The organism is Vibrio furnissii CIP 102972 (assembly GCF_000176175.1).
Classification (GTDB): Bacteria; Pseudomonadota; Gammaproteobacteria; order Enterobacterales; family Vibrionaceae; genus Vibrio; species Vibrio furnissii.
Map to the genome: position 1 here is coordinate 1,128,374 of NZ_ACZP01000014.1, position 17,143 is coordinate 1,145,516.

13 protein-coding genes are annotated in these 17,143 nt (G+C 50.8%); 6 read left to right on the plus strand and 7 right to left on the minus strand.

What is annotated here, in order from left to right; translation table 11 throughout:
* The first annotated feature begins 111 nt into the window (after window positions 1-111).
* Together VFA_RS15305 and VFA_RS15310 are read left to right on the plus strand one after the other, a co-directional pair.
* Window positions 112-648 (plus strand): DUF3750 domain-containing protein, encoded by a 537-nt coding sequence (locus tag VFA_RS15305; RefSeq protein ID WP_014258109.1) that lies wholly within the window; start codon window positions 112-114, stop codon window positions 646-648.
* A 97-nt stretch (window positions 649-745) separates the two neighbouring features.
* A complete protein-coding gene (locus VFA_RS15310; protein ID WP_038151923.1) occupies window positions 746-1,267 on the plus strand; it encodes a DUF2058 domain-containing protein in 522 nt (173 codons plus the stop codon).
* 65 nt (window positions 1,268-1,332) lie between these two features.
* Here VFA_RS15310 and VFA_RS15315 read toward each other — a convergent pair whose 3' ends face one another.
* Complete coding sequence (locus VFA_RS15315; protein WP_004727765.1) at window positions 1,333-2,334, minus strand: phospholipase A; 1,002 nt, start codon at window positions 2,332-2,334, stop codon at window positions 1,333-1,335.
* 292 nt (window positions 2,335-2,626) lie between these two features.
* Here VFA_RS15315 and VFA_RS15320 point away from each other — a divergent pair, with 292 nt between their 5' ends.
* Window positions 2,627-3,193, plus strand: coding sequence for a hypothetical protein (locus VFA_RS15320; RefSeq protein ID WP_370447179.1), 567 nt, complete (start codon window positions 2,627-2,629; stop codon window positions 3,191-3,193).
* An 86-nt stretch (window positions 3,194-3,279) separates the two neighbouring features.
* Here the strand turns inward: VFA_RS15320 and VFA_RS15325 are convergent, their stop codons facing one another.
* The 4 genes from VFA_RS15325 to VFA_RS15340 all read right to left on the minus strand — a co-directional run bounded on the left by VFA_RS15325 (window position 3,280) and on the right by VFA_RS15340 (window position 10,001).
* Window positions 3,280-4,944, minus strand: a complete 1,665-nt coding sequence (locus tag VFA_RS15325) for a BCCT family transporter (protein WP_004727768.1) — start codon at window positions 4,942-4,944, stop codon at window positions 3,280-3,282.
* A gap of 354 nt (window positions 4,945-5,298) precedes the next feature.
* Window positions 5,299-8,163 (minus strand): aminomethyl-transferring glycine dehydrogenase, encoded by a 2,865-nt coding sequence (gene gcvP, locus VFA_RS15330; protein ID WP_004727769.1) that lies wholly within the window; start codon window positions 8,161-8,163, stop codon window positions 5,299-5,301.
* A gap of 53 nt (window positions 8,164-8,216) precedes the next feature.
* Window positions 8,217-8,597, minus strand: a complete 381-nt coding sequence (gene gcvH, locus VFA_RS15335) for a glycine cleavage system protein GcvH (RefSeq protein ID WP_004727770.1) — start codon at window positions 8,595-8,597, stop codon at window positions 8,217-8,219.
* A 96-nt stretch (window positions 8,598-8,693) separates the two neighbouring features.
* Window positions 8,694-10,001 (minus strand): serine hydroxymethyltransferase, encoded by a 1,308-nt coding sequence (locus VFA_RS15340; protein WP_004727771.1) that lies wholly within the window; start codon window positions 9,999-10,001, stop codon window positions 8,694-8,696.
* Window positions 10,002-10,439: 438 nt separating this feature from the next.
* On the opposite strand from VFA_RS15340, the gene VFA_RS15345 reads away from it, so the two are divergent.
* The 3 genes from VFA_RS15345 (at window position 10,440) to VFA_RS15355 (ending at window position 13,761) form a co-directional block, all read left to right on the plus strand.
* Entirely contained in the window at window positions 10,440-11,063 is a 624-nt protein-coding gene (locus VFA_RS15345) for a helix-turn-helix domain-containing protein (RefSeq protein WP_004727772.1), read from the plus strand.
* A 303-nt stretch (window positions 11,064-11,366) separates the two neighbouring features.
* On the plus strand, window positions 11,367-12,500 hold the full coding sequence (gene gcvT, locus VFA_RS15350; RefSeq protein WP_038151926.1) for a glycine cleavage system aminomethyltransferase GcvT: 1,134 nt from the start codon (window positions 11,367-11,369) through the stop codon (window positions 12,498-12,500).
* Window positions 12,501-12,654: 154 nt separating this feature from the next.
* A complete protein-coding gene (locus tag VFA_RS15355; RefSeq protein ID WP_086027308.1) occupies window positions 12,655-13,761 on the plus strand; it encodes a S1 family peptidase in 1,107 nt (368 codons plus the stop codon).
* Here the strand turns inward: VFA_RS15355 and VFA_RS15360 are convergent.
* Window positions 13,688-14,932: a GGDEF domain-containing protein gene (locus VFA_RS15360; RefSeq protein ID WP_115333289.1), complete on the minus strand. Its 1,245-nt coding sequence runs from the start codon at window positions 14,930-14,932 to the stop codon at window positions 13,688-13,690. The two genes, VFA_RS15355 and VFA_RS15360, sit on opposite strands and share 74 nt — an antisense overlap.
* A 202-nt stretch (window positions 14,933-15,134) precedes the next feature.
* Window positions 15,135-16,850 carry a sensor domain-containing protein gene (locus VFA_RS15365; RefSeq protein WP_004727776.1) on the minus strand — a complete coding sequence of 572 codons (1,716 nt, stop codon included), beginning with the start codon at window positions 16,848-16,850 and terminating at the stop codon, window positions 15,135-15,137.
* Between the last annotated feature and the right edge of the window lie 293 nt (window positions 16,851-17,143).

The window sequence follows — 17,143 nt, forward strand, 5'->3', positions numbered from 1 at the left end:
GTATAGAGTTTGTGGTGAACGTTTTCTCAATCGCCATCGGTTTGATACAGTGATGTGAAGCCAGCCAATAGCCAACTAATAGCCAAGCCAAGAATGACAGGGAATGTGAATATGAAGCGATCGGTCAAGTGGATGTTGCTCGCCACAGGCGCGCTGCTAGGCGCGTGCACGCAGAGCGATTGGCGCACCGCAAGCCGAGAACCGGCAGGCATTGCGCCCGACCCGCAACACAATCGTCAAGCAGTGATTGAATTTTACGCCGCCGATGCGTTTAGTTGGCGCGGTTGGTTTGCTGTGCATACGTGGGTGGCGGTGAAGCCGCACGATGCCGAGCAATACACGGTCTATGAAGTGATTGGCTGGCGAGTGGATCGCGGTCAGCCTGCGCTGTATCAATATCAAACGGCGACTCCGGATCGTTACTGGTATGGCGCGCGCCCTGAAAAAGTGCTGTCGATTCAAGGCGAAAAAGCCGAGCAATTGATCCCGAAAGTGCAGGATGTGGTGGCGCTGTATCCGTGGGCCAACGAATACACCTTGTTCCCGGGGCCAAACAGCAATACGTTTCCGGCATGGGTGGGGCGGCAAGTGCCAGAATTGGGGCTGAAAATGCCATTTCGCGCGATTGGCAGTGGCTATGGCGAGTAAGAATTTCTCCCGAGTGTGAAAGCGGTTCATCAGGCGACTTTATTTGCGTGAGCGGAGCCGATAGAATGCGCAAAAAGCACAGAAAAGTAGACATCTCATGGCAAAACTTACGCTCCAGGAGCAAATGTTAAAAGCGGGCTTGGTGAACGAGAAGAAATTCAAGAAAGTTACCAAAGGCGCGAAAAAATCTCGCGTTCAATCACGCGAAGTCAAAGCGGCGGTTGAAGAGCAAAAGCGTCAGCAGCAAGAGCGTGACAAAGAACTGAATACACAAAAGAACGAAGCGCGTTTGAGCAAAGAAATTCAGTCGCAAGTGAAGCAACTGATTGAGCTGAACAAGCTCAACACCAAAGATGGCGACATCAAATACAACTTCACCGACGGCACGCTGGTGAAATCGTTGTATGTGACCTCACTGCTGCGCGAGCAATTGATCAAAGGCATTGTGGCGATTGCGCGATACGAAGACACATACGTGATTATTCCAAGCGTTGTTGCCAATAAAATTGCGCAACGTGATGAGCAAACCATCATCGAGCAACAGGTTGCTTCAAGCGACACGGTAGATGAAGACGATCCGTACGCCGACTTCGTCGTACCAGACGATCTCATGTGGTAATTCACCGCAAAAAACAGACAGAAGCCCGAGCAATGCTCGGGCTTTTTTGTCTTCGTGAAATGGGATTACAGCAGATCGGTGATGGCAATGCCGACACCAAAGCGCTGCTGATTGTGGTTGTAGTCAATCAGGTTTTCGCCATACCCCGTGGAGTATTTCGCGTAGCCGCGCACTTTACCCCAGATCGGGAAGGTTAACCCCAACTCGGCGTAGCCTTTGTGGGTGGCGAAGTTTTCACGTCCGGTAAAGTTCAGGGTGAGGTTGTCCCATTTATACGCGCCCATCAGCTCAAAGTGCCCCATGTAATCCGTGATGTCTGGGTTGTCATCGCCGTTGGGATCATCAGCGCTGGTTTTGTCATTTTCGGGAATGCGCCACCATGGACGCAGGTTGAGCGCCAAACGATTTTTCTCGTAGGCAAATGAGGCATATACGCGGTTCCAACTGCGCGACAAATCTTGTCGTTGGCCGTTGGACTGATGCTCAATGCCAAATCCTAACCAAGTGTTCCCGCCCAGCGGTTTCCAACGGGTGGGCGTGAAGTAAAACAGTTCCGGTTGATAATCGGTTTCGCGGAATGGACGAGAAATCGATTCTGCATACACCTGCCAGTACGAGCGCAGCGTGAAGCCAAAGAACAGAGCATCATCTTCAAACAGCAGATCGGTATAATTGAGTGGCACTTTAAAACTGATTTGAAACTCCGATTCTGCTTTGCGCAGGCCATCTGCCCAACCCGATTCTTCATACGCTTGTCGGTTGATACTATCGGTGTAGACGATGGGTAAAATGTAGTTCATGCGATGCGCGGTCATCACAAAAGGACGAAATTCGGTGCTTTTTTCTGATTCGCGGCGTTGGCTCAGTAGGTCTTCTTTCTGCGTCTCGGACGGGGTTTCACTCATCGACTGACAACGCTGACGCACTTGGTTGATGGTCATTTCACCGCTCTGCGATTGGGTGGCCGTCAACAGACATCGGTCATAGTCACTGAGTTCTTGCGCCTTCAATAAAGGCGACGAGAGTAGCGTTGCCGCTAGCAGTGTCGTCTTCATGGTTGCATCCATGTTGCTTCCTTCGCATTCAATTAAGTTCAACCTCGCTATTATAAAGGCGCTTTGAAAGTAGGACGTAAGAGAATTGTTATTCGAGCGCTAAAAACGATAACTGTGCTGCTTTGCCTCATGATCATCGCTGCATGATGTCGCGTGAGGAAACGGCTACCCACCAAAATATCCTGATTGACATCGAGGGCTACCTGCTCGCATCATGCCGGATTACATTTAGCGAACACGTTCAAAACTTCATCACAATGGTCATGTTAGAATGGTGCGCTGGCAGTGGGTTTGAGAAAAAATGATGTCTAAGTTGTTTAAAATAATGGTTTCGGTGAGCGCGGTATTTTTGGTGGGCTTTGGTGTGCTCGCCTTTCATTCCTACCAGTCGCTGACGTTTATGAATCACGGATTGCGGTGGTTTTGGGTCGATAGTCAACTGATCAGTTTCAACGATCACGCCATGCAAAGCGCCCGTGAACATCATTCCAATCAACTGATTTATCGTCAGGTGGATATCGGCCATCATCTGGCTGTGTTCCTTAACACCACCAACAATGGTTTCTTTTTGTTTACCTTCGTGAAAGATGCGCCGTGTGATGAAAAGTCACCGATTCAAGCCACGTTACAGGTGAATGAGGCGCCCAGCGAAACGGTGAAGTTCATCTGCCAAACAGCCAACAGCGCTGTGTATCGAATTGCCAAACCTGATTTTCATCAGTTGCAGTTAGCCAACAACGATTTTCAGTTTGATCTCAGCGGAGAGTCTTGGGATTTTGACGCGTTGAAGAAAGATGACTACATGCAACGCAATTATCGTTTCTTTCAAAAACACAGCGGTGAAACGGTGTCGCCATGGGATCGGGATTAAGGGCGTTTGATTCTGCGTCTTCGCAGCAGCGCGTTCTCCAGATAAAAAAGAACCCCAAATATTGGGGTTCTTTGCATTAGGGCCGGTTATTTCCCGGGGCGTAGCACCGCTTTTTTCGGCACTGACCGGGGTTCGTCCAGCAAGCCAATGATCAGCGATGCCGTGGCGATCAAAAGCACGATCGTAAATGGGAAGCCCGTGGTTACCGCCATCGCTTGCGCGGCAGCAAGCCCGCCGCCCAGCAACAAGGCAATCGCCACCAAGCCTTCAAACGTACACCAGAAAATACGCTGCGGTGTTGGCGCATCCACTTTACCACCCGCGGCGATGGTGTCGATCACCAGTGAGCCGGAGTCGGCAGATGTGATGAAGAACACCACGACCAGAACGATACCCACGATCGAGGTGATGCTCGACAGCGGCATGATTTCCAGCATTTCAAATAGCTTCAGTGGTAAATCGGCGTTTTTCACCGCTTCGTAGCCTTCATTCACGAATTGGCTGATGGCGGTGCCGCCAAATGCGGTCATCCAGAATACACACACGGCGGATGGCACCAACAGCACACACACGATGAATTCACGCACGGTACGGCCGCGAGAGACGCGAGCGATGAACATACCAACGAATGGTGACCATGAGATCCACCATGCCCAGTAGAATGATGTCCAACCTTGTGAGAAGTTGACATCAGGTCGTGCGAACGGATTCGACAACGCAGGCAGATTCGTGAGGTAAGCGCCGATGTTGTCAAAGAAACCAAGCAAAATCGCCGCCGTTGGGCCTGCAATGACGATAAACAGCAGGAGCAGTGCCGCCAAACCCATGTTGATTTCAGACAGCAGTTTCACGCCGCCATTCAGGCCGGCGACCACTGAGATCAAGGCAAACGCAGTGATGACCACAATCAACACGATTTGCGTGGTGTCAGTGAGTGGTACACCAAATAGGAAGTTTAAGCCTGTTGCTGCTTGCGACGCGCCGTATCCCAACGAGGTGGCAAGGCCAAAGACCGTTGCGATGATCGCCAAAATGTCGATGATATGACCCGTCCAACCCCACACGCGTTCGCCAAACAGCGGATAGAAAATCGAGCGCATGGTCAGGGGCAATCCTTTGTTAAAGGAGAAGATGGCTAAACCCAGCGCCAATAGCGCGTAAATCGCCCACGGGTGAAGTGCCCAGTGGTAAATGGTGGCAGCCATGCCCAGTGAGCGGGCCGCTTCCACATCGCCGATTGCACCCGCGAGCGGCGCCCAGTCGGTGCGTACGCCGTTTTCAAACACCGGACCTGCCAGTGATGTACTGAAGTGCGACATTGGCTCAGACACGCCAAAGAACACCAAACCAATCCCCATGCCAGCGGCAAACAGCATCGCCAACCAGCCCATGTAGCTGTAATCTGGAGTGGCGTCGGTGCCGCCAATGCGCACGCGCCCCAATGGTGAAATGGCTAAGCCCAAGCAGACGATGACAAAAATGTTGCCGGAAAGAAGGAAAAACCAATCTAAGCTTGAGGTTAACCAAGAGCGCATGTGAACAAACAGAGGCTCTACTTGTTCACGGAAGATTAAGGTTGCGAAGACGAAAATCACGATCGCCAACCCAGAAACCGCAAACACGCGGTTATGAATATCAAGACCAAATGGTCCTACGGACACAATGACATTGTCCTGTCCGACGGTATAGTCGGTGTCTATGGGCGTTGCTTTTCCGCTTGGATGCGGAATGCCGCCATTATTATCACTCATAGTCCTTCCTATTGCTTTGAATGCATTTACATCACATCGTGACCCGTTTGCTGGCCGGGCATGATGCCCCGGTTTTGTGCCACATCTTGGGCAAAATTCAACGAGGGTTCCATGCAGTGAATAAACGCGCGAGCGTTCGTCCAATGTGCACAAATGTGATATTCAACACGGTATTATATAGAATTTCTGAACTTATTTTGAGGGGGAAATGTTTCAGGAGTGTCATTTTATCTTCTCGATACAAGAATTTATCGTTTTCTCGCACGTCGATAACAATCCATCAGGTTGTGTAAAACAACCCATCAAAAAGGCGAACCCTGAGGTTCGCCTTTTGCGTGTAGGTGAAAAACGTCATTACTCTTCGTAATTCTCAATGCTCGGGCAAGAGCAAATCAGGTTACGGTCGCCGTAGACGTTGTCGACACGATTGACGGTTGGCCAGTACTTCGAGGCTTTCGCTTGCGCGGAAGGGAAGCAGGCGATCTCGCGCGAGTACGGGTGAACCCATTCGTCGCTTGAAAGGTCAACTTGTGTATGTGGTGCGTTTACCAATGGGTTGTCTGCCAGTGGCCATACACCAGAATGAACTTGGTTGATCTCTTCGCGAATCGCGATCATCGCATCACAGAAGCGATCCAGCTCGGCGAGATCTTCCGATTCTGTTGGCTCAACCATCAGCGTGCCCGCAACAGGGAACGACATGGTTGGCGCGTGGAAACCGTAGTCCATCAGACGTTTTGCGATGTCTTCTTCGCTAATGCCGGTTTCTTCTTTCAGCGGACGAATGTCGATAATACATTCGTGCGCAACACGGCCATTCGCGCCACGGTACAGAACAGGATAGTGAGGACGCAGACGCTCCATCACGTAGTTCGCATTCAGAATCGCCACTTCAGTCGCGTTGGTCAGGCCTTCTGCGCCCATCATTGCGATGTAAGCCCAAGAGATAGGCAGAATCGAGGCGCTACCCAGATCCGCGGCAGAAACTGCGAAATCTGTGCCTTCCAGGCCGCCTTCAATGTGACCTGGCAGGAATGGTGCCAGATGTGATTTCACACCGATAGGACCCATGCCCGGGCCGCCGCCGCCGTGAGGAATACAGAACGTTTTGTGCAGGTTCAAGTGTGAGACATCAGAGCCGATAAAGCCTGGCGACGTCAAACCCACCTGAGCGTTCATGTTCGCGCCGTCTAGGTAAACCTGACCGCCAGCTGCATGAACCATGTCGCACACCTGACGCACCTGTTCTTCGTACACACCGTGTGTCGACGGGTAGGTGATCATGATGGCAGACAGGTTGTCTTTGTGTTTTTCGATTTTCTCTGCAAGGTCAGTGATATCCACGTTACCGTTGTCATCACATTTCACCACCACGACTTTCATCGAAACCATTGATGCGGTCGCCGGGTTCGTACCGTGCGCAGAGCTTGGGATCAGGCAGACGTTACGATGGCCTTCGCCACGGCTTTGGTGGTAGCGCTGAATCGCAACAAGACCTGCGTATTCGCCAGACGCACCCGAGTTGGGTTGCAGCGAGAACGCATCGTAACCCGTGATTTCACACAGTTTCGCTTTCAGATCGCTGGCCAGAGCCGCATAACCTGCTGCTTGAGCTTTGGGGGCGAATGGGTGAATGCAGCCAAATTCTGGCCAAGTCACAGGAATCATTTCTGCCGCTGCATTCAGCTTCATGGTACAGCTGCCCAGTGGGATCATGCCGTGCGTCAGAGAGAAGTCTTTGTTTTCCAGTTTTTTCAGGTAACGCATCATTTGCGTTTCGCTGTGGTGCGTGTTGAAGACCGGGTGAGTGAGGTATTCAGACGTACGACGGCAGTTTTCTGGAATCGCAGCAAACTCGTTCGCTTCAATAGAGGCAGACAGAGCCTGAACGCTTTCGCTGACGCCGAACACGCCAAACAACGCTTCGATATCAGCGATGCTGGTGGTTTCATCTAAGCTGATGCCCAGTTGAACAGGCAATTTACGCAGGTTGATGTCGGCCTGCTGTGCTTTCTGGTACAGCGCGTCAGTGTTGGCACCTGAATTGATGGTGATGGTGTCGAAGAAGCTGTTGTGCGCCAGTTCGAAGCCCGCTTTGGTCAGGCCAGCGGCCAGAATTGCAGTCAGGTGGTGCGTGCGGCGAGCAATCGTGCGCAGGCCTTCAGCACCGTGGAATACGGCGTAGAATGACGCCATGTTTGCCAGCAGCGCCTGAGCGGTACAGATGTTGGAGGTCGCTTTCTCGCGGCGAATATGCTGCTCACGCGTTTGCATCGCCATACGCAGGGCTTGGTTGCCTTTTGCATCGATAGATACACCGATGACGCGGCCTGGCATGGTACGTTTGTACGCATCACGCGTTGCCATGAACGCTGCATGCGGACCGCCGTAACCCATCGGCACGCCGAAACGTTGCGCAGAACCGATCACCACGTCTGCGCCCATTTCGCCGGCAGGTTTCAGCAGCGTGCTGGCCAGCAGGTCAGTTGCGACTGTCACCAAGGTTTTATTGGCGTGCGCTTTGTTGATGATGTCCGTCAGATCGCGTACTTCGCCTGTGGTGCTTGGGTATTGCAGTAGCGCACCAAACACGTCTTGCTCTACAAGGCAATCGATTGCGCCAACCTGAACTTCAAAACCTAGGAAAGCCGCACGAGTCTTCACCACTTCGATGGTTTGCGGGTGAACGTCGTCTGCCACGTAGAAGACATTGCTCTTACTCTTACCTGCGCGGTGACACAGTGCCATCGCTTCGGCAGCCGCGGTCGCTTCGTCTAGCAAAGAGGCGTTCGCGATTTCCATCCCCGTCAGATCCATCACCATTTGTTGATAGTTCAGCAGCGATTCAAGACGACCCTGAGAAATTTCTGGTTGGTAAGGCGTATAAGCCGTGTACCAGCCCGGGTTTTCCATCACGTTACGCAGAATGACGTTGGGCGTGAAGGTGTTGTAGTAACCCTGACCGATGAACGTGCGTTTGATTTGGTTTTGTTGGGCGAATGCTTTCATGGCAGTCAGCATGTCGGCTTCGCTTTTCGCTGGCGCAAGGCTCATTGGCTTTTCCAGACGAATGTTTGCTGGAACGGTTTCTGCAATCAGCGCTTCGAGAGAAGCCGCGTTGATGGTGTTGAGCATTTTCGCTTGGTCAGCGGTGTTGGGTCCGTTGTGGCGAGCAACGAACTCATTTTGAGTGCTTAGGCTGTGAAGTAATTCAGTCATTTTCCTTTCCCTTGAAAAAAAGCCGCCCGTAAGGGCAGCTTTATTCTGAGACATTAGTCTTCTTCGATAGAGCTCAGATACTCTTCGGCGTCTTTCAGATCGTCGAGTTCAGCTGCGTCAGACAGTTTCACTTTCACAATCCAGCCGCCGTCGTATGGCTGTTCGTTGATTAGCTCTGGGCTATCCTGAAGGTCTTCGTTCACTTCTACAATCACACCAGATACAGGTGCGTAGATGTCAGAAGCTGCTTTTACAGATTCAACCAGTGAGAAGCTTTCGCCTGCATCGCATTCGCTGTCGACTTCGGGTAGTTCAACAAACACAACATCGCCCAGCATTTCCTGAGCGTGCTCAGAGATGCCGATTGTTACTGTACCGTCACCGTTGTCGCGCACCCATTCGTGGCTGTCTGTAAACTTCAGTGTTTTGTCCATTGCATAATCTCCAAAATGTATCGAATTTGCTGCTTAAGGTGGGCATCAACGTTGAATTGGGTTTGACGTTGATGCGCCTTCTGCGTCATTAACTGTTTATTGGTAAAGCGGGAAGCGCTGGCATAGCGTCTTCACTTGTTTGCGAACTTGTTGTTCCACATCCGGGTTACCTTCAGGGCTTTCAACTAAGCCATCCAGCACGTCGCCAATCCACTCACCAATGAGTTTGAATTCTTCACGGCCGAAACCACGGCTGGTTCCAGCGGGCGTACCTAAACGAATGCCCGAAGTAATCATAGGCTTCTCTTCATCAAAAGGGATGCCATTTTTGTTACATGTGATTCCTGCGCGCTCTAGTGCTTGTTCGACCACGTTGCCTTTCAATCCTTTCGGACGCAGGTCAACCAGCATCAGGTGCGTGTCGGTTCCGCCAGTCACAATGTCACAGCCGCGAGTTTGCAATACTTCGGCCAGAACTTTTGCGTTCTCGATCACCGAATCAATATAACTTGAGAACTCAGGGCCTAGCGCTTCACCAAATGCAACCGCTTTTGCTGCGATGACGTGCATCAGTGGGCCACCTTGCAGGCCAGGGAATACCGCCGAGTTGATCTTCTTAATGATCTCTTCGTGGTTGGTCAGAATCATGCCGCCGCGTGGGCCGCGCAGGGTTTTGTGTGTGGTGGTGGTCACGACATGGGCATGTGGCAGCGGGCTTGGATGAGCGCCCGTGGCAACCAAACCGGCGATGTGCGCCATATCAACCATCAACAGTGCGCCGACTTCGTCAGCGATGTCGCGGAATTTTTTGAAATCAATGATGCGTGGAATGGCTGAGCCACCGGCAATAATCAGCTTTGGTTGGCTTTCCAGCGCCAGTTTGCGTACGTCGTCGTAGTTGATTTCCAACGTTGCGCGGTCGACACCGTACTGCACGGCGTTAAACCATTTGCCCGATAAAGCAGGGCGCGCGCCGTGCGTTAGGTGGCCGCCAGCGTCCAGCGACATCCCCATGATGGTGTCGCCCGGTTGTAGCAGCGCCAGCATCACTGCGCCGTTCGCTTGTGCGCCAGAGTGCGGTTGAACGTTGGCATATTCGCAGCCAAAGAGTGACTTTGCGCGTTCGATGGCAATGGCTTCAACGCTGTCGACGTGCTCACAGCCGCCATAGTAACGACGACCCGGATAGCCTTCCGCGTATTTGTTAGTCAGGCAGGTGCCTTGGGCTTGCATGACGGCTTTCGACACAATGTTTTCGGAAGCAATCAGTTCGATTTGTTCGTTTTGACGGGTGTATTCGGCTTGAATGCCGGCAAATACCGCATCGTCCGTAGCAGCGAGGTTCGTGGAGAAGAAGCTCTCCAGGCTGTGATTTTGGTAAGCTTTGTTCACGTTTGCGTTCATGGTAGATGACCTTCCCATAATCTGACGAGCGTTTGAGCGTCTTGCGGCTCGTCGGTCCTTCTTCTTCGATTCTGCCAAAGCAAAATCGTGCATGTGTTGGTTGTTCCTTAATCACGGCTATCGGTTCAATCGCGGGTGAGCCACTGAGGTGACTCGTGGTGATTGCACCGATAACTGACCCCAAAAACAGGGTCCAAACCCGCAGCCAAATGTTAAATCCTTGCCACTTGAACGCGGTAACTTGCATCTCTTAATCTAACAAGGACGTAACATACTCCCTGTGGTATGAACAATCAATCAAAAATTTCCTATAGGAAACACGGTTTCGGTTTTTGCTACCTAAAGCACGCTTTATTTCTGATTGTGCTCTTTAATCACTCTGTCGCTTCGTGCAACAATGTTTTTTACGACAGGAAGAATAAATATTCGAGGGAAAGCATGTCAGAAGACATTTATGATGAGTACCCATCATTGACGCTCGCCAAGGAATCCGGCGACCAAACGATCGAACCGCTTAAACTCGGCCAGCGCATAAAAGACATTCGCGCCAAGCTTGGCATCACGCTGGAAGAGGCCAGTCAACGCACGGGGTTGGCTCGTTCCACACTCAGCAAAATCGAAAACGAACAGATCTCACCAACGTTTCAAGCCATGCAGAAACTGGCGCATGGTTTGCAAATTGATATGCCTCAACTCTTTGAGCCGCCTAAAAAAATTATGGCAAGCGGCCGTCGTGATGTGACCAAGAAAGGGCAGGGTAAACCGCATCCAACCCAAACTTATGAGCATGAATTGCTGGCTACGCAACTGTCGAATAAAAAGATGATGCCGTTTAAAAGCCGAGTTCGAGCACGTGCATTTGAAGAGTATGGTGACTGGGTTCGCCATGACGGTGAAGAGTTCCTGTTGATCCTCGAAGGCGAGGTGATGTTCTACAGTGAGTTCTATGAACCGGTGCTGCTGGCCGAAGGTGACAGTGTGTATTACGACGCCAATATGGGCCACATGTTGGTCTCGGTGAGTGAGGACGATGCGCTGATCTTGTGGGTCACGGCCAAGTAAAGTGAAAAACTGAAAAATTTCCTATAGTGAAAGCAACCGTTTGCTTTTTGTTGCGAATTGAAGAAAAATGCGCCGCAGTGATGAGAATGTCGTCAGTGCGGCGTTTTTCTTTTACCGCTTTAAATGTGATTGAGTTGTTAATTATGACAATTCTCACTGTTTTGAACTTGTTAATCCGCTAAAACAAGGGCATCTTTGTTCACTATTGGAAACATGGTTTCCTGATGCGCACTTTTGCGACAGTTTTTGCTAAACACTAGCGGCTACACTCAAAAGACGGAGTCTGGCTTAATGGAGAAGAAAATGACTCAAGAACATGCGACACAAGAACTCCTGATCACACCATTGCACGCGCTTCACGTGGAAGTTGGCGCAAAAATGGTGCCTTTTGCGGGGTACGACATGCCGGTGCAATACGCCTTGGGCGTGAAGAAAGAGCACTTGCACACACGCGAAGCAGCAGGTCTGTTTGACGTTTCACACATGGGTCAGCTTCGTCTGCACGGTGAAGGGGCGGCTGCCGCACTGGAAACGCTTGTTCCGGTTGATGTGGTCGATTTAGCGGAAGGCAAACAACGTTATGCATTCTTCACCAACGAGCAAGGTGGCATTCTGGATGACCTGATGGTGGCGAACTTGGGCGATCACCTATTTGTGGTGGTGAACGCGGCCTGTAAAGACCAAGACATCAACCACCTACAGGCGCATTTGCCATCAGGTGTCGAGCTGGAAATCGTTGACGACCGCGCGCTGCTGGCGCTGCAAGGCCCGAAAGCGGCTGAAGTGCTGGCTCGCCTGCAACCAGCGGTCGCGGATATGCTGTTTATGGACATTCAGCAAGTGCAAATCGATGGCATCGACTGCATCGTAAGCCGCAGTGGTTACACCGGCGAAGATGGTTACGAAATCTCAGTACCCGCTGACCAAGCCGAAGCGTTGGCTCGCACCTTGACGGCGTTTGAAGAAGTGGAGTGGATTGGCCTTGGCGCACGCGACTCGCTGCGTCTTGAGTGTGGTCTGTGTTTGTATGGTCACGATTTGGATGAAACCACCACACCGGTTGAAGCCAGCCTGCTGTGGGCAATTCAGCCAGTTCGTCGCACGGGCGGTGCGCGTGAAGGTGGTTTCCCAGGTGCGGATATCATTCTGTCGCAAATCGCGACAAAAGATGTGTCGCGCAAACGTGTGGGTCTGGTTGGTCAAACCAAAGCGCCTGTGCGTGAAGGCACCGAACTGTTTGATGCTGATGGCGTAAAAATTGGTCTCGTGACCAGCGGCACTGCCGGGCCAACTGCGGGAATTCCGGTTTCCATGGCGTATGTGCGTGCCGACTTAGCGGCCATTGGGACGGAAGTGTTTGCTGAAGTGCGCGGTAAAATGCTGCCGATGCTGGTGGAAAAAATGCCGTTTGTGCCGCAACGTTACTACCGCGGCTAAGCGATTGAATTTGCGACAACAGCTCCTTTTTAGGGGCTGTTTTTTTATTTATCATGCATACTTTTATTGACGCTTTGACTGGCGCGTAAGGCCAGTGTTGCTGAATGGTACGTATCAAGTACTATCTGAGCAGGTTTACTTTAAGGATATCGACATGACGACATGGAAGGTGTTGGCGGCGCTCACCAGTTTCTTTGCTGCTGTACCCGCATTGGCAGCCACGACGGACGTGACCACATACATCGTTAACGGCACCACGACCTCGGTGACGACGTATGACTCGTTTGTCAGCCTGTATTACGACCGCATTGAATACGATGGCGTCTATGGTGTCGGCAGTTATTGCGGCGGTACCATGCTGGATGAGACGCATGTGCTTACGGCCGCACACTGCATCTTTGATGGCTCCGGCAATTTGGATGAAAACTACAATTTGTTTACGGTGGTGGCGCAAACTGACAGCGAATCCGCCTTCCCAAACGGTAATATTGAAACCGTGCGAGCGTCTGAATTCTATTATCATCCCGGGTATGAAGACTCTTCCACCAACCTGTGGCCGAATGATATTGCGATCATCAAGTTAGAATCGACCCTGAACGTGGTTGGCTATACCGATATCCCCAGTGATGACACTTATCGCTTAGGAACAGATAACACAGATAATGATACCAACGACAATGTGTTTGAAGCCGTCGGCCATGGCAATACCAGTACCGGCACCGATGACAGCGACGACCTGCTGGTGACCGACATGAACTATGTTTCGAACGCGACGTGTCAGCAGGATTTGACCAAGCTGACCAGCAATCAGATCTGTTTTGGTGGTGATACCAGCGTGACTACGGGGCTGGACAACGGCACCTGTCAGGGCGACTCGGGCGGCCCTATTTATTGGAATGACAGCGGTACATTAAAACAAGTGGGCATTGTCAGTTTTGGCCCCACCACGTGCGGCAACCCGTGGACCATGTCCAACGCCGATGCAGTATTTACCGAAGTGGTTGACTACACCAGTTGGATCAACAGCGTGCTGGCTGGCAGCGAAACGCCAGATTTTGTGGCCACGGATGACAAACGGGTCGCTTATCTCAATGGAACGACAACATCCGACAGTGGCGGCGGCGGTTCGCTGAACATGGTGAGCTTTGGTGCATTATTGGTCCTGGGATTGTGGCGTGCGCGTCGGGTTAAGCGGCTTCACTCAAAATCGTATTGCGGCCCTGTTCTTTCGCCATATACAACAAACGGTCGGCGTGTTTGATTGCCTCATCCACCGATTCGGTGACGGGCCAAACACCGCCTGAAATCGTCACTTTCGGCGCTTGTACATACAGCGCCACATCCTCGCGAATCCGGTCAAAAATACGCACAGCTTGTTCGGCAGAGTCAGTTTTGATCACCACCACAAACTCTTCACCGCCAAAACGAAACGCATAATCCGATAAGCGAATGCGGCTTTTAATCACAGACGCCACGCGTTTAATCACTTGATCGCCAATGTCATGGCCATATTTATCGTTCACCAACTTGAAGTGATCGATATCCAGAATACACAAATGATATCGGTGATGCGCTTTGAGCTGACGACTGACTTTTTTCAAATAGTGGCGATTGTGCAGCCCGGAAAGCTCGTCGGTGAAGGTGATTTTCGTCAGTTCCTGTTTGTCTTTGCGAATGCGATACAGGTAGAGGCTCACGCCCGCCGTGATGCTGCCGAACATCAAAATCAAGTAGAAGTAGGGCGGAACCAGTTCATGGTTATCGACCACTTTGACCAAGTAGGTTTTGCCGTCATTCAGCAGATCGAGTTTGCGGTAGATAAAGCTAAAATCATCGTATTCAAATAAACCGGCAAAGCGGTTGGAGCGTTGTAAATCCTGCCATACATGGGGCAAGCTATCCCCCAAATTGCTCAGGCTGTCGATTCCGGTGCGAGAGCTGGAATAGACGGTGCCGAGTTGATTGATGAGCAGGATGTTGTCGCCGCCAATTTCAGAAAATTCATTGAGATCGATCTCCAACACCAGATACCCGATGTGGCGCTGATGGCGATAGATGGCCTTAAACTCGGTGAATACGCCCCATTGCGGTGAGAGCAGCAGTTGCGTTTGCTGGCGATTGAGGCTGCTGCTGTAAAAGCGGTTGTAGGTGGTGATCCAGCGTTGGTAGCGATACCCCACGGGCGGCGTCTTCGCCACGATCGTCATGGATTTGATCAAGGATTGGGTGGCGAGCAACTGATTGGCGAGATCCAAAAACGGCGCTGGATCGTCAAAATAACGGGTGGCAATGTGCGAGTCACCGATGGCGAGGAAGCTCGACGCCAGGTTGCGTTTGAGGATCAGGGTATTTTCTAACGTTTTGAGTTGCGCGGCGAAGTCGGATTCTTTGTCGGATTTAACGTAGCGCATCGGCGTATTAATCAGGAACACGATGACGAGCGTAAACAGAAGGCATTTAACCTCCAGTTGAAAGGATGATGAGCTGGATATTGGGGTTTGATTGAGGATCATGCGCCTGAAACACTTCCGTATGTTTCGGCGATATTATGGAGCAATCTCACTAAAATCCAGTCACTTAGATGAAGGATTTATGAACATCGCTTTGAATCAGAGCGAGTTCACATCGTGTGGTTTAACCAGTGGTGAGGTTGCTAGACAGTGTGTAACGGCTGGCACTGGCAAGCGACAGCGGCTTCGAGAACCAGTAGCCCTGCAAATAGGACGCGCCCATTGCGCGAAACTTCCTGAACATGTCACTGTTCTCAATGCCTTCAATCACGATGTCGACGCCTTTGCTGCGACTGAGTTGAATGATGAAGCTCAGGTACTCTTCGGAGGCTTGGTTGGTCAAGGTTTTGGTGGCCATAGAACGATCGATTTTAATTTGATTCAACGGCAAATCGAAAAAGCTGTGAATGGAGCTAAAGCCGGTGCCAAAATCATCCAAAGAGAGCTGAAAGCCCATTTTGCTCAGGGTTTCCAATTGATTGAGCGCATTCTTGTTGCCATCCAAAATCACGGTTTCCGTCAGTTCTAACACGATGGATTGAGGATCAATGCCCGCTTCACTGGCCATCATTTTGATGTTGGAAGGGAAGGTGCTATTGAGCAGTTGCAACACCGAAACGTTGATGTTGACGCGAATGTTCACGCCGTTGACTTTGTTGTAGCGACTGATGAATTCACACGCTTTTTCAAAGACTTGATAACCCAAGTCGGTAATTAACCCCTTCTCTTCGGCCACGGGAATGAATTCGTCGGGGAAAATTTCGCCAAACTCTTTGGAACGCCAACGTACCAGCGCTTCAAAGCTCGATACTTGGCCGCTTTGTGCATTTAAAATGGGTTGGAATTTGACGGAGAGTGAACGCGATTGCAGCGCTTCTTTGAGCCCGCGCTCGATGTAGAAGAAGCGATCAACTGCACGCTGCGTTTTGCCGTTGTAGATTTCAATCCGCGAGCGTTTTTTCTCACCAGCGTACTGACAAGTGCGTGAGGCAATATTGATGATCTGCTCGGCGCTGTACGCATTTGAAAATTCAGGATAGACGCCGATGCTCATGCTGTCGCCAAACAAGTGCCCATGTTCTTGCGCTGATTTTGCGTAGCGATCCAAGATGTCGTGACACAATGCGGTCAGCGCGTCATGGCTGATGTTTTGGCTCAGCAATAGGGCAAAGTCATCGGAGCGAACGCGATAGAATTCGGTGTCGGGATTGGTCACGCTGTTTAGCGCGGAGATCAAATGATGCAAGATGTGCTGCACCACTTCCGTACCGTATTGGTTCAAGTAGGATTTGATGTCGTCAATTTGGATGTAAAGCAAGGTGCCCGACTTTTGGTCGTCGAGTTTGATTTGATCAATATCTTTGAGCAGTTTGGTCGCGTTGGCTAAGCCGGAAACGTTATCGTAAAACGCCGCCTGATTGAGATAAGACTCCATCAACTTCTGATCAGAGATATCCCGATGGCTGCCGACCATAAACGTTTCGCCATCCCGCTGGCAGGTGACGGCGGTGCCTTCAATCCACACATACTGCCCATTGCTTTTACGCGCTCGGTATTGCGCGGTGGCTCGGCCGATACTCGCAACATGGTGATGCACCCGCGCTTCCAGATCCTCACGATCCTGCGGGTGAACGACAGTGAACCACTCATTCAAAGTGATTGTGGAAGCATTGAAACCAAATTGTTGATAAAAGCCAGGGTTGTAAAATGTCATACAGCCCTGCTCATCCATGTGAAAAATCCCCTCGCTGAATACGTCAAAGATATGCATCAAACGTTTTTGATAGACGTCTGAAAACATATTGATCACGTCTGCGGGTTTTTCCTGCGTCAATGACATATCAATGCACCTAGCTCTACTGAACCATACGGATTCTGAGCACTAAAGTTAAAGCAACAACGTTAAAAAATAAAAGGCGTTGATAACAAAGTTATTAATTTAATTTTCTTTTAGGCGTCAACTATATCTTTTATGAAAGAATGTCTCAATTATGAAATTCCATGTAAATGATAAGCGTGCGTACACCCATACTTTTCAACACATTGAATATCTATTGAGAATGATTTGTGTTAGTCGACTATGTTGAAGCACAAAAAAAGCGGCTTACAAGCCGCTAATCTAATCCATATGAG